The sequence below is a fragment of the Shewanella oncorhynchi genome, from assembly GCF_030848765.1.
In the GTDB taxonomy this organism is placed as follows: domain Bacteria; phylum Pseudomonadota; class Gammaproteobacteria; order Enterobacterales; family Shewanellaceae; genus Shewanella; species Shewanella oncorhynchi.
In genome coordinates this window covers 3791062-3804602 of sequence record NZ_CP132914.1, presented here as the reverse complement: position 1 = coordinate 3804602, position 13541 = coordinate 3791062, and the positions used below count along the sequence as shown (strand labels likewise).

Annotated in this window: 14 protein-coding genes and 3 tRNA genes; 6 read left to right on the top strand and 11 right to left on the bottom strand. The window is 43.3% G+C overall.

All coding sequences use genetic code 11. The features are described 5' to 3' along the window. Window positions 1-302: 302 nt before the first annotated feature. Window positions 303-539 carry a hypothetical protein gene (locus RA178_RS16960; RefSeq protein ID WP_028759260.1) on the bottom strand — a complete coding sequence of 79 codons (237 nt, stop codon included), beginning with the start codon at window positions 537-539 and terminating at the stop codon, window positions 303-305. 808 nt (window positions 540-1347) lie between these two features. Between RA178_RS16960 and RA178_RS16955 the strand changes: the two genes are divergently transcribed. Continuing rightward, window positions 1348-1911, top strand: a complete 564-nt coding sequence (locus tag RA178_RS16955) for an acetate uptake transporter (RefSeq protein WP_113939919.1) — start codon at window positions 1348-1350, stop codon at window positions 1909-1911. A gap of 68 nt (window positions 1912-1979) precedes the next feature. Here the strand turns inward: RA178_RS16955 and RA178_RS16950 are convergent, their stop codons facing one another. Further along, window positions 1980-2450 (bottom strand): YcxB family protein, encoded by a 471-nt coding sequence (locus tag RA178_RS16950; RefSeq protein ID WP_219255296.1) that lies wholly within the window; start codon window positions 2448-2450, stop codon window positions 1980-1982. Between the two features lie 241 nt (window positions 2451-2691). On the opposite strand from RA178_RS16950, the gene RA178_RS16945 reads away from it, so the two are divergent. After that, entirely contained in the window at window positions 2692-3030 is a 339-nt protein-coding gene (locus tag RA178_RS16945) for a TehB family protein (protein WP_168825047.1), read from the top strand. Window positions 3031-3097: 67 nt separating this feature from the next. Here the strand turns inward: RA178_RS16945 and RA178_RS16940 are convergent, their stop codons facing one another. Further along, window positions 3098-3514, bottom strand: a complete 417-nt coding sequence (locus RA178_RS16940; RefSeq protein WP_028759264.1) for a VOC family protein — start codon at window positions 3512-3514, stop codon at window positions 3098-3100. A 56-nt stretch (window positions 3515-3570) separates the two neighbouring features. Beyond that, the gene (locus RA178_RS16935; RefSeq protein ID WP_263148992.1) at window positions 3571-4185 is read right to left on the bottom strand and encodes an NADPH-dependent FMN reductase; all 615 of its coding nucleotides are present in this window, start codon (window positions 4183-4185) and stop codon (window positions 3571-3573) included. A gap of 147 nt (window positions 4186-4332) precedes the next feature. Between RA178_RS16935 and RA178_RS16930 the strand changes: the two genes are divergently transcribed. After that, on the top strand, window positions 4333-4968 hold the full coding sequence (locus tag RA178_RS16930) for a helix-turn-helix transcriptional regulator (RefSeq protein WP_219250273.1): 636 nt from the start codon (window positions 4333-4335) through the stop codon (window positions 4966-4968). 106 nt (window positions 4969-5074) lie between these two features. Here the strand turns inward: RA178_RS16930 and RA178_RS16925 are convergent, their stop codons facing one another. Further along, window positions 5075-6001 carry a TPR end-of-group domain-containing protein gene (locus RA178_RS16925; protein WP_105249971.1) on the bottom strand — a complete coding sequence of 309 codons (927 nt, stop codon included), beginning with the start codon at window positions 5999-6001 and terminating at the stop codon, window positions 5075-5077. Between the two features lie 160 nt (window positions 6002-6161). On the opposite strand from RA178_RS16925, the gene RA178_RS16920 reads away from it, so the two are divergent. Next, a complete protein-coding gene (locus tag RA178_RS16920; protein ID WP_173496963.1) occupies window positions 6162-6884 on the top strand; it encodes a pseudouridine synthase in 723 nt (240 codons plus the stop codon). Window positions 6885-6979: 95 nt separating this feature from the next. Here RA178_RS16920 and hmpA read toward each other — a convergent pair whose 3' ends face one another. The 6 genes from hmpA to RA178_RS16890 form a co-directional block, all read right to left on the bottom strand. Beyond that, the gene (hmpA, locus tag RA178_RS16915) at window positions 6980-8173 is read right to left on the bottom strand and encodes an NO-inducible flavohemoprotein (protein WP_306682937.1); all 1194 of its coding nucleotides are present in this window, start codon (window positions 8171-8173) and stop codon (window positions 6980-6982) included. 250 nt (window positions 8174-8423) lie between these two features. Continuing rightward, window positions 8424-10049, bottom strand: coding sequence for a methyl-accepting chemotaxis protein (locus tag RA178_RS16910; protein ID WP_306682936.1), 1626 nt, complete (start codon window positions 10047-10049; stop codon window positions 8424-8426). 165 nt (window positions 10050-10214) lie between these two features. Continuing rightward, a tRNA-Leu gene (locus tag RA178_RS16905) sits at window positions 10215-10301 on the bottom strand. A 68-nt stretch (window positions 10302-10369) separates the two neighbouring features. After that, window positions 10370-10456, bottom strand: a tRNA-Leu gene (locus RA178_RS16900). A 54-nt stretch (window positions 10457-10510) separates the two neighbouring features. Then, window positions 10511-10586: transfer RNA gene (locus RA178_RS16895), tRNA-Phe, on the bottom strand. A gap of 228 nt (window positions 10587-10814) precedes the next feature. Further along, window positions 10815-11576: an outer membrane protein assembly factor BamD gene (locus RA178_RS16890; protein WP_105249967.1), complete on the bottom strand. Its 762-nt coding sequence runs from the start codon at window positions 11574-11576 to the stop codon at window positions 10815-10817. 122 nt (window positions 11577-11698) lie between these two features. Here RA178_RS16890 and rluD point away from each other — a divergent pair, with 122 nt between their 5' ends. Next, window positions 11699-12673: a 23S rRNA pseudouridine(1911/1915/1917) synthase RluD gene (gene rluD / locus RA178_RS16885; RefSeq protein WP_105249966.1), complete on the top strand. Its 975-nt coding sequence runs from the start codon at window positions 11699-11701 to the stop codon at window positions 12671-12673. Continuing rightward, on the top strand, window positions 12674-13408 hold the full coding sequence (pgeF, locus tag RA178_RS16880) for a peptidoglycan editing factor PgeF (RefSeq protein WP_306682934.1): 735 nt from the start codon (window positions 12674-12676) through the stop codon (window positions 13406-13408). Window positions 13409-13541 lie beyond the last annotated feature (133 nt).

Below are 13541 nucleotides of genomic sequence, written 5' to 3'. Positions count from 1 at the left end.
AATTCAACAGTGGTTTCATTCACGCAGATGCAAAATGATACAGCTATCAATTAAATAGTAAATTTGTAGATCGCACAATACCTTGATAGTCATGCTAAAAGCTTATCTTGGCAGCTTTCGTACGGTTAATTGTGGATGTTAAATTTTGTCTTTTATAAGTTTCGAGTGTAACTGAAATGATGTCAATTATGGTGTAAAAGCTGTGTTGCTTGGAAATAATAATGCCATTCGCAAGTGTGAATGGCACTGACTGAAGCCGAATAACCTACTTTGTGGTAATAACACAGAGATTAGAATGAAGATTAATTGACCTCAGTAACTGACTTGTAGCCCATTTCTGTCAATTGATCGTTTACACAATCAAGCACATATTGTTTTAGCTCAGCATTTTCGACTTGATCTTCAGAGGCCATCTGCTGGCACACTTCTTTCAGCTGAGCGAGATCGGCTGCTGGTGCAGGCGGTAAAGAGGAGTCGTCAGCAAAGGAAGTGAAACTTACTAATGCCAATAGAGTAAAAACAGCTGATAACTTATTCATTTTATTTCCTTTAGTTATGTATTGCCAACCACAGATTAAGAAGTATTCTCTTAACACCACTGTGCCAACATCAGCAATTTATCACTGCTATTCTGTTTTAGATATAAATAATTTTCACCTTTCTTGATTAAGGTTTTTTACCTTGTTTTCCCTTGATTCGCTTCGAGTAAATGGGCTGGCTGAGTGTACTTTATTTGCTCTAGTTTGATTCATTCTCAGCATCTTTTGCTGCTTGAGTTAGGTTCACAACCCCCCCCTCTGAACTCATGCGTGCTAAGTTGGCTCTTCTGAACTTGTGCTTGAAATTAATTGATGAAACTCTGCACATAAACTTATGTGCTTAACTTATTGCGCTTAATTGTGTGTACAGTAGAACTTGGATTTCTTTCAAAAATGCTGCTTACATCACTTTAAGGGCTTATTTGCGATAAAGTGCATTATTATCACTGTTTATGGTCGATTTTTAATGAAGGTTTAATCGCCGCTGTTAACTGAATTATGCGGTAGTTATAAGAAGTCATATAAAATGAGATATGACGCATGTTGTAGGCCGTTTTTTTCTAGAATATTGAATTAAAAAGAATTAATTTTTATGTGTTTTTTAGTTTAAATTTTATTTTACAGTTTATTATTTTAACTTTATGTTTTTATTGTTTATTTTTATGTGTTCGTTTGTTTTTGATGATTACATTGCTAAGATTATAGCTATCCTCTAGAATGCGCCGCTCTCGCAGGTGCGCGTGCATAAGATTAATGGCAAATGCTATTGATTTTTATTGAATTGTTGATTTTTCTCTAGGGGAACTCTGTGTCTACAAAACTGGCTAATCCAGCGCCATTAGGTTTAATGGGCTTTGGTATGACAACAATTTTGTTAAACATTCATAATGCGGGATATTTCCCTATTGATTCTATGATCTTAGCCATGGGGATTTTTTACGGTGGCATTGGTCAAGTGATTGTGGGGATTATGTGTTTCATGCGCGGCGATACTTTTGGTACGACGGCATTTACCTCATACGGTTTGTTTTGGTTAACGCTAGTGGGCCTCATTTTAATGCCTAATGCTGGCATTGCGGCGAGTCCAACGTATTTTATGGGCTGGTATTTAACGCTTTGGGGCATATTCACGGCATTTATGTTTGTGGGTTCTTTGCGTTATCCAAGAGCCAAACAGTTTGTGTTTGCTTCTTTAACTATCTTATTTTTTCTGCTGGCGGCGCGTGATTTTACGGGTAGCGCCTTGATTGGCACTATTGCGGGCTTTGAAGGGATACTTTGCGGTGCGAGTGCGATTTATTTTGCGATGGCGCAGGTGCTTAATAATGAGTATGGCCGTACGATTTTACCGGTGGGTGAATTGAAAAAGTAACGATTCAGCAATGCAGAGTTGTAAAAAAGGCTGATGAAGATCAGCCTTTTTTATGGGTGTTAGCTGTACTAGATTTTAGTTTTAATATAGGCCACAGCTGCTTCATCTAAGCTACGGAGAGAAACATAACTCGTGCCTGCTTTGTGGGTGATCAAGAAGCCTTTTTCAGTTTCTTTAATCCGGTAAATGTCGGTCCATAAAATTTGGCTGGTCACAGACATGGATTGAGTATGAATCCCTTGCCCATCAATAGTGAGTGTGACCTCATTGCTGGCCGCTTTACTCATCATCTGACGCATCAACCACCATGCTTTGTGATACTTCACATTGAGCGCTTCGATAACACCTAACCCAACAAAAAAGTAAGCTAAATAAAGGCTAATATCGGTGAAAATAAGCGCGATACCTATCAGTGTTAATCCAATGGCTTTGTAGTAAGGTTTGAGCGTGGGATCTGGTACCACTGATTGTGTATAGCATTCATCGAAATGGGCTTTATCTAAAATATAAGTTGTTGAGTATGAATAGGGCGTTGGCATCATGTCATCTAATTGAGGTGGCACTTAATGCGGGCTAGTGTAGCGATTACAGTGATGAAAGTAACTAACCTTGCTATTGCAAGCATGAATGAGCACTTTGGTGTTTTCAAATTCGACGTTTAAACCCGCTCGTTAATACAGGTCAAGATATGAGTTGGACAGAAATACGGCAACGGCTATATTAGTCTTGCCGTAAGCATTGTTCGATTTTCGTGATTTGACGCAAGGAGTGCAAAACATCATGGCCCTAGTCCCCAAAGATTTTGTCAATTACAAATCAACGCCGGTTTTCAACCATGACAACGTCCCTAAAATGTTGCTGCACATGCACAATACTAAGGCTGGCGTATATGGGCAAATCCAAGTGTTAACGGGCAGCTTAAAGTTTTATGGCTATACGGGTAGCAGGGGCGAGTTAGATAAAGAAATTATTATTCGCGCAGGTGAAACCGCCATTTCACATCCTGAATATTGGCATAAAGTGGAGCTACTGACCGAAGATACTCAGTTTAGACTCCACTTTTATGCCCATAAGGATTCGGCCATAGTGGCGCAGCAACAATCCGAGCGAAGCGAATAGTACCTGGCTCCTGCACCCTATTCACTACATGCGGTTCTTGGCTACTTCTTTTTAATAACGATTTACGCTAATAGCGATTTCGTTCCGTTGGAATATCAGTTAAATACTCCACAAATTCCACTTCAAAGCCATGGGCATCGAAGAAGTAAATATTGCGTCGATAGGGATCTTCCATGCCATCTTTGGCAATAGGGAAACCTGCTTGGGTCAGTCTTGCTATCACAGCATCTAAGTTGTCGGTCACAAAGGCAAAATGCGCCAGTCCAATTTGATGACCAGCCAAATCGCGGTTTTCACCTTCACCATTGTCACTAAAAGCAATGTATTGATAATCATCGCCAAAATGAATCCAATTACGGGGTTTGCCGTACCAAGTGCCTTTATCACCACCGCGAACACGCCAATGGGGGAAAGCCGCTTGATAAAAGCGCAGTGCTGCGGGGATGTCGTCTACCACTAAATTGATATGCTCTAAATGAATCATAATGCGTTCCTTGTAATGATTTTAGTCTGTTGCTGGTGGTTAAAATCTCAAGCCGCTTACATACCGTAACAGTATTCCTGCTGTTTGGGGTACGCTTGATTGGCATGTTGTTCACGAATAGGGGCTAATGCTTGGGCGTATTGATGCAGCATATATAAGCTGTATTGCACTCTTTCCCTAAGCGCGATATCGCGGGCACTTTCAGGGATTGCATTGAGTACATGGCTGACATTGCGGATGATTAAGTGATCGGGTATGGGCACTAATTTATTGTTTTTAAGGGCATTCATCTTCACTTCAACAATAGGATAGGTACCGCTAATACCGTCCGATGTTGAGACTAATAAGGCGGGTTTATGGGCGGTTTCTTCGCGAGTACACATTAACAAAAAGTTCTTCAGTAATGGTGATGCCATGCCGCCCCATTCCGGGGTGATCAGCACTAGCGCATCGGCTTCATCGACTCTGTGCTCTATTTCGGGCCAGTGTTCACCTTTGTTGTCTTCTTCTCCGTCCCAAAAGGGCAGATTAAACAGGCATAGTTCTAAGTGATGTATCGTGTCGTAACCCATGGTGTGGGGAGATGAGAAACTGCTTTCCGCGATATAACGACCGACTTTAGCACTTTGTGAATTGGGTCTTTGGCTGGTGCTGATGATGAGTAATTTCATTAAGTAAACCTATTTGTTTATAAATTATTTGTAAGGTAATTGCTTTATTTAATATTGTAAAGGATAAAGTAAATAAAAAAGTTTATTTAATCTGTTAAAACTGCGGAGATTGGGAGATAATGCTTCGGCTGAAATCGGGGAGACTCAATGAAAACTACTGATAAGATTATTCAATTACTCAAGTTGCATGGCCCGCTTACCGCTAAAACCTTAGCGGAGGAATTGGCGTTAACGACTATGGGGGTGCGTCAACATCTTCAGGCTTTGGAAGATATGGGTGATGTGGATATTGAGGATCGAGTTGAAGGTCGCGGTCGCCCAACACGTTACTGGGGATTGACTGAACAAAGCCGTACTCACTTTGCCGATCGCCATGAGGAATTGACGGTACAGCTAATTGACTCGGTAAAAATGATCTTTGGCGACCAAGGCTTGGATAAGCTTATCGGTCACAGGGAGCAAAGTGCGTTAGTCCAATATCGTGCGGCAATGGAAGGGGCTACTGATATTCCGACACGTCTGGCCATACTTGCGAAATTACGCTCGAACGAAGGTTATATGGCGACCATGGAACACATCGATGGCGTGTATTTTTTACTCGAAAATCATTGTCCAATCTGCGCCGCAGCGACTAAGTGTTTGAACTTTTGCCGCTCTGAGTTGCAACTTTTCCAGCAGTTATTCGCTGATATTGGCGTGGTGAGCCGCGAAGAGCATATCATCGAAGGTGCTCGCCGCTGTGCATATAAAATTGCGGTAATTAAAGTTGCGGCGATAGCCTAGTAGTGCACTTAAGTTGTTTGCTTGAGGCGTTTTATCTGTGGGATAAAACGTCACTGAAAGCTAACGCTATATATTAAGCATTCGTTCTGGGCTTAAACCTCGGAGCTTAGGGCTTATCAGGTTCGTGATAGGCCAATAAGGTTTCGAAACGAGGATGCCCTTTAAGTTGTGAGAAATCAGCTTCATCCAACGCTAGCTCTTTGAAGGATGCGCTGTTATGGATGGCGCGTTCCAAATCAGAAATTGCCCTATCTTCAACACCTAAACACGCAAAGGCGCAGGCTCTTTGATAAAAAGCATGGGCGTTAGTTGGGTCAACTTCCAAAACACGATTACATAGGCTTTGTGCCCAATTAAATTCGCGCATTTCCATTGCGGCATCGGCCTTGTAGGTCAGCGCTTCCAAGTCTCCAGGTCGAATCGTGAGGATTTCATCGTAGACTTCAATTTTTTGTTCGGGTGTCTGGGCACTTTGGGCGCGTAGCCACAGATTATGAATTTCATTAATCACTTCTATTTCACGATTATTATCTGTGATAGTACGGCTCTTATGCTTGAGTTCTTGCTCGAGTAATTTGAACTTTTCTTCGTATTGTTCGGCAATACTCTGCAGCTGATTCGCGGCCAGTTTGGCGGTATGTGTCTTGATTTCCCGCAGGGATTGCCAGCCGATAAAGGCGACTAAAGAGGCGACGCCGGCGATCATATAAAAGAAGTAAGTGACAGTGACATTGGCGTAATTCATCGACTTGTCGGCAACGGCCAGTTCGCGATCTGTGATATCTATGGTGAGGCGCCGCTCAAGATCCTGTTGATCGTATCTGAGGGATTTGAGTTCATCGAAGACGTAGCGCTCTATCAGCGGTTTATCATGGATTGCGAAAGGTTGAGGCGCTTCAGGGGGATTTTCTGCATCGCTCGCTTGAGTGAAGAATGAGCTCGCGAGTATCACTAAAAACAAGACTAAAAATAGCAGGTTCGAACGTATCATAACGGGACTTGCAGATAAGTTTTTGATGCGGTAACCACTCACAATAAGATGAATTGAACGCCTAGCTTAACAAATTTTGCCTAGTTTGATCTAATTTTGCTCTAAATAAGCTCTGTGATGCTTACTGTATTGGCTCGCTATGACCTGAACTCGCATCCTGCTAGAATGGCTATCCCATTCATATTTCGTCATTTGTGGTGTTATGCAGTCTAAGCGCGGCCGACTCGATCGTTATCTCTGTACCCAGTTACACACTCACCGTAAAGCGGTACGTGAACTGTTACTCTTGGGCCGAGTACGCGTTGATGGATTGATAGTGAAGGACATGGATAGGCAAGTGGATGAGTTTTCTCACATCCAACTCGATGGGCAAATATTACAGGCCAACACGCCAGTTTATTTGATGTTGCATAAGCCGATTGGCGTGGTGAGCGCGACTAAAGATACTCAGCATAAAACCGTGATGGATTTGCTCGATTGCGAAGCCCGTGATGAGTTACATATCGCGGGTAGACTAGATTTAAATTCTTCGGGTTTGTTATTACTGACCAATGACAGCCGCTGGTCTGATGCACTAATGTCACCGACGTATAAGGTCGATAAAGTGTATCGCGTCACCTTAGCTAATCCATTAACTGAAGAATATATCGCCGCATTTGCCGAAGGTATGTATTTCAGCTTTGAAGATATAATGACTCAGCCTGCTAAATTGGTGATCCTTGCTGATCATGTTGCTGAAGTGACTTTAAAGGAAGGTAAGTACCATCAAATTAAGCGGATGTTTGGTCGCTTTCGAAACCCAGTTGTTGGTCTACATAGATTATCAATAGGTGATATTGTGTTGGATGAAGCTCTGGCGTCGGGCGAAAGTCGTATGCTGACTGCCGCAGAAGTGGCTTCTATCCGCTGTAAACCGGTAGCTTAGAGACATAGGGCACTTCAATTTATCAGCCATTATTCTGCGTATTCTAAATATAAAAATGGACTTGAGAGTCAGGTTCCCAAGCCCGTGACATGGGATTAGAGATCGGCGTGGGGGCCGAATACTTCATAGTGCATGTTTTCAGCTGAGACACCCAGAGCGAGTAATTGTTGCTTGATGGCTGACATGAATCCAATAGGTCCGCAGAAATAGTAATGTGCATGGGGAAGCAGTTGATCTGCGACTTTGCTTAATTCCATTTGTCCTTCGAAATCATAATCTGTACCTACCACATCGGTTGAACTCGGCTTGCGATACCAAACATGGCTCTTCAGATTATGATGTTGCTGGCGCTTGGTGTGAATAGCCTGTTTGAAACCATGTACATCACCTTGCTCACAGGCATGTAGCCAAGTAATAGCACTTGGATGTTGCAACTTGATCAATTGATTCAACATGCTTTTCATCGGTGTTTGACCCACTCCTGCCGAAATGAGCACTACGGGGATGTCCGCCCCAACTTCTAAGATAAAATCTCCCGCCGGCGGCATAACTGCAATTTTGTCACCGATATGCATGGTATCGTGTAGCAGATTAGACACTTGGCCACCTAATTCACGTTTCACACTGATGCGGTAGCTGTTGCCATTCGGTGCATCGGATAGGGAATATTGGCGGATTTCTTCATATGCTAAATTGGGATGTTTTAGCTTCAAACTTAAGTACTGACCGGGAATGAAATCTTTAACTGGTTTACCATCTTCGGGCGTCAATATGAAGGAGGTAATGACTGTGGACTCTGTCTTTTTCGCGCTAATGATAAACTGACGCTCACCCAACCAACCGCCATCTTGTTCTGCATTTGACTGATAAATTTGAGCTTCTCGTTGAATAAACATATCTGCTAAAAATCCATAGGCCTGCGCCCAAGCTTCTAATACTTCTTCTGTTACTGCATCACCGCCTAACTCTTTAAGGGTGGCCAATAAGTGGCTGCCGACGATCGCATATTGCTCAGGCTTGATCAGAAAGCCTGTATGTTTTTGGGCAATGCGCTCGACAGTCGAACTTAGCACCGCTAAGTTTTCAATATTTTTAGCATAAGCCGCGACGGCGTTGAATAGGGCAACAGGCTGGCCACCAGAATGCTGGTGTGCCAAGTTAAATACATCTTTTAGTTCAGGATTATGTTTGAACATACGTTCATAAAAATGGATCGTCAGCGCAGGGCCTGCGGATTCGAGTAAGGGGATAGTGCTCTTGATAACTTGGATTGTACGGCTGTCCAACATATAAAATCCTTAACGTGCAAATATTATGAATGTTAAATAAGTTTAAAGATCTATTTGATTTGGATCAATAGTGATTATCGCAATTCGTGCTACCGATAAGCGTGATTAAGGTCATTTGAAGTGCTTTATCAAAGCGGGTATGAGATCGGGGAATGATAAATAAATGTATTATTTCAATATATTATAGATGGTTTAAGGGAGGTTAACTGCAACAGCAAAGCTTATTGCAGTCATAGTGTGGTTTTTTGACTTAGAGTTTAAATGCACTCACTTGATTGCGCATGCTGTTGGCGAGTTTAGTTAAATTAACCACAGATTCACTTAATTCAGCCGCCGATGCGGTGGAATGTTCGGCAATATCGCTGATGGCAATAATACTGCGATTAATGCTTTCGGCAACGCTACTTTGTTCTTCGGCAGCGGTCGCAATATGAGTATTAAGTTCTGTGATGCTATCTACTGAGGAGACGATTTCTTTCAATGCTTGGCCTGCTTGATTAGCTTTATCATTAGCATCATCTACTTGATTTATACCTATTTCCATAGCGTTAACTGCTTCTTTAACGCCTTGTTGTAGTGTGGCAATCATGGCCTCAATTTCTTGGGTAGACTTTTGGGTGCGCTGCGCAAGGGTCCGCACTTCATCTGCAACGACTGCAAAGCCGCGGCCTTGTTCCCCCGCACGGGCCGCTTCAATGGCGGCATTTAATGCCAATAGATTGGTTTGCTCGGCAATGCTTTTTATCACATCGAGTACGCGGCCGATATTTTGGCTTTCATTAGACAGAAATCCAATGACTTGTGCCGTTTTTTGAATTTGATCAGATAATTGCGACATACTGCTAATCGATTGCATCACAATATTATTGCCATTGGCGGCATAGGTATCGGCATCTTTGGCTGAATCTGCCGCTGCAGATGCGCTTTGGGCGACTTCTGCGACCGTTGCCGTCATCTCATTCATGGCCGTTGCAGTTTGCTCCGTTTCAGCTTGCTGCTGTTGCATACGTTTATTGGTTGCCTGCGTGAAGCTGCTTAACTCATTTGCTGAACTATTAACGGTATTTGCCGCTTCGGCAATCGAATGAAGAATGCCCCGCAAGTGTTCAATAACTTGGGTGAGGCTAGTGGATATTTGTCCTAGCTCATCGTGATTAAAAGTAGTGAATTTGACGGTAAGATCTGAGTCTTGATGGATCAGCTTCAGTTTACTGAGAATGTCATTAATAGGATTCATCACGCTACGATTGACCCAGAGCCCAATCATAATACTGATAATCATGGCGGCACAGGCTAATGCTACAAAAATAGTGATTGAAGATTGGTAAATGGCATTCACACGATCTTTTTCTTCGCCTGCCACGCGAATTTGCAGTGCAATCAGTTCAGATATTTGGTTACTGATGGGGTCTATTACTTGGTAAAGCGGCAGGATATTGGCCGCTAATTGGCTTGATACATCACCATTTAATCCTCTTAAGCGTGAGACCAGAGTGTCAATCTGTTGATTCGCGGGTGAGAACAGTACTTCGGCTTGTTTTACGAGTCGGGATTCTTCTGAGGTAAGTTCAGTGGCTAGGTATTTTTGCCAATGCTGGGTAATGGTAGATTTGGCACTGTCTAGCGCTTCAGCTGCTTGAGAGGCGGTGAAACCACCCGCGTTCGCCTTATTGACCGCATCGATAACATCGACCGCGTATTTATCAGCAATCACTTTTAAATCGTCTAGTGGCACAACTCTATCGCCATAGATACGTTCAACACCCGATTCAATTTTACCCATCATATTAATGGCGAGAAAGCCAATCGTCATTAGCATTACAAGGGGAACCAGAATGCCGATAAACATTTTTTGTTTTATTTGTAGACCGTTCATATGGATAGCCTCAGTGAACTAAAGAGTCCTTTAGGCAGAACTCTATCTATCCCTATGATGAGTCTGTAACAATAGGTATAGCAAATCTGAGGAAAGAGGGGAGAGTTACAGAAAATTTATTTTGCTTCAGATACAAAAAAGCCTCGCTTGGCGAGGTTTAAATGTTGGTACAGATGAGAGGACTTGAACCTCCACGCCCTTGCGAGCACCAGCACCTGAAGCTGGCGTGTCTACCAATTCCACCACATCTGCATGGCTATTCGATATTTCATCGAATTGACAATCTTAACACTGTGAATCTTAACTTTTGAACTGCAATTTGGTACAGGTGAGAGGACTTGAACCTCCACGCCCTTGCGAGCACCAGCACCTGAAGCTGGCGTGTCTACCAATTCCACCACACCTGCACTGTACCTATCGCAGTTCTCTAACATAAGTCGCTATCGCAACCCATTTAAAGATGGTGCCCGAACCCGGAATCGAACCAGGGACACGAGGATTTTCAATCCTCTGCTCTACCGACTGAGCTATTCGGGCGACGGGCGCAATTTAAAGGCTTTTCGGGTTTTGAGTCAATAGATTTTTACTAAATAACGGAAAAAGTGACTCAGTTGGATAAGATTTACACGAAAGTGTCATTTGTGTTGGTATTGAGGATGTAAAAATAGCCAAACCACTATCCACACTGAGAACTTAGCGTTATCTATTTATGGCTTATCTAGGGTCACCAAGCAAAAAATGCCCCTATTAAAGGGGCATTCTCGGTTAGTTTGATAAGATTTCATTGTTTGGGAAGTTAGCTTGCATTACCATGAGCACGTTTTGCTTCAGCTTGCTCTGACCTAATTCGCCATAAGCTTCTATCATTATCTCTAATGCCCGTTCATTTGAAGGGGTGCCAGGGTATGTTTCCATTACAGATTGTGCTCGGATTGCTGCTGCGCTCCATGCATTCATCTTGAGATAATACTCGGCAACTTGAATTGAATATTTTGCTAAGCGATTCTTCAACGCTAACATGCGTTTTTGCGCATCGGCGGCATATTTGCTGTTAGGGTAGGTTTTGATAAGACGATCAAAATCTTTGAAAGCATCTTGAGCATTTTTAGGGTCACGATCGGTTCGGTCGATATTAAGCATGTCGTGGAACATGTAATTGTCGGCTTGCATGTTCACTAAACCGCGCATATAGAACACATAGTCTACATCTGGATGAGTTGGATTAAGACGGATAAATCTGTCTATGTTCGCAATACCAGAAGCGACATCGTCCATTTTATAGTAAGCATATATCAGGTCTAACTGGACTTGAGTTTTGTGAGGTCCGAAGGGGAAGCGTGAGTCTAGCGCTTCCAAAGAACGGACAGCTTTAGAGTAATTGCCAAGCTCCATAGAGGTTCTTGCCTGAGTATAAAGTACATCAGGTGACGTTTTGGCGGCAATATCGTTATCATCAGGGCTGCTGCTACAGGCTGATAACGCTAGTGAAAATAGGACTAAGGTAACGCCTTTGGAAAATTTATACATACTTGAATTCAATTCTTTTTAAGTTGTAGTTAAGAATTTTTCCATTTCACTATAAAATAGAAAACATCCGATTGTAACAGATAGCACACATTTTTTGACCCCTAAATGGGGATACGGTTCCTATGACACAAGAGATTAATCTAAAAAGCGAGATTTCGGCAACACAAACTGGACTGAGATTAGATCAGGCCCTAGCAGAGTTGTTCCCAGATTACTCGCGCACGCGCATCAAGGAATGGATCCTATCTGATGCAGTTTATGTTGACGGCGTTGTCGTTAATAAGCCCCGAGAGAAAGTTTATGAGCTGCAACAGATACTCATAGATGCCACTCTTGAAGAAGAAGTTCACGCAGCGGCACAGGCCATTGATCTGGATATCGTCTATGAAGATGACGACATTATTGTGATCAACAAGCAAGCGGGACTCGTGGTTCACCCTGGTGCTGGCAATGCCGATGGCACTTTGATGAATGCTCTGTTGCACCATTGTCCTGATATTGAGCATGTACCACGTGCTGGTATTGTGCACCGTCTGGACAAGGATACTACAGGTTTAATGGTTGTAGCCAAAACCGTTGAAGCGCAAACCCATTTAGTGGCCGCCTTGCAGGCCCGTGAAATCACTCGTGAATACGAAGCGATTGTGATGGGGACTATGACAGGTGGCGGGACTGTTGATGAGCCGATTGGTCGTCATCCAACGAAACGTACTCATATGGCGGTGCATCACTCAGGTAAACCTGCAGTGACGCATTATCGTGTGGCGGAAAAATTTCGTAACCACACTCGTCTAAGATTGCGCCTTGAATCTGGTCGTACTCACCAAATTCGTGTGCACATGGAATACATAGGCCACGTATTAGTGGGCGATCCTGTGTATGGTGGTCGTCCAAAACCGCCGAAATGGGCCAGCCCAGAGTTTTTTGATATTCTGAAAAACTTCAAGCGCCAAGCGCTGCACGCAGTGCGTCTTGAATTAGCGCATCCTGTGAGTTGTGAAATCATGAGCTGGCACGCGCCAATTCCTGAAGACATGGTGATTTTGACGAAAGCACTGCGTCAAGACACGGTCGAGCATCCGATCGAGTATTTGTAAGTGTTTAATCATGATTGGCCTGTTCCCGCTAATGTTGGCATCGCTATGACAAATCGTCATGGCGGTGTGAGCGTGCATCCCTATGACAGTTTGAATCTTGGACTGCACGTCGGTGATGCGCCTGAGCTGGTGATGGCTAATCGTGAATTACTCTGCAAACAATTAGCGTTAACCGCCGAGCCTGTCTGGCTCGAGCAAGTGCATGGTACTCATGTGCTTAATTTAGATGCGCTGAGCTTAGCTCCTGCTGTGGATACACCGATTGCCGATGCCTGTTACAGCCGAACCGCGAGCCTAGTTTGCGCTATAATGACTGCCGATTGTTTACCTGTGTTGTTGTGTAATCAAGCAGGAACCGAAGTGGCTGCAGCCCATGCCGGTTGGCGTGGTTTATGTGATGGCGTGATTGAGGCCACCGCGGCGCAGTTTAGTTCACCTATGGATGAGTTGATTGCCTACCTCGGCCCGGCTATTGGTCCACAAAAATTTGAAGTCGGTGTTGAAGTACAGCAAGCCTTTTGTACTTTACATCCGCAGTCGGCAGCGTGTTTTATTCCAAGTGGTAACAAGTATCTTGCCGATATTATTGGCTTGGCTAAATTACGCTTGAGTTTACTCGGTATAAACCATATTTATAGCGCAGATATCTGCACAGTCAGCGACACGGATTACTTCTCTTATCGTCGCGATAAGGTGACGGGACGCATGGCTTCATTGATCTGGCTTAAGTCTTAAGCCAATTCCCCTACAGTTTGTATTTATTTGCGCGTTATTCTCTTGAATTTGGCTAAATAGCCCCCATCTTTTAACTAACGAAATGTAATACCAATCCTATTTAGATCTCTCCATTAGCGGTACTGATTTTAAA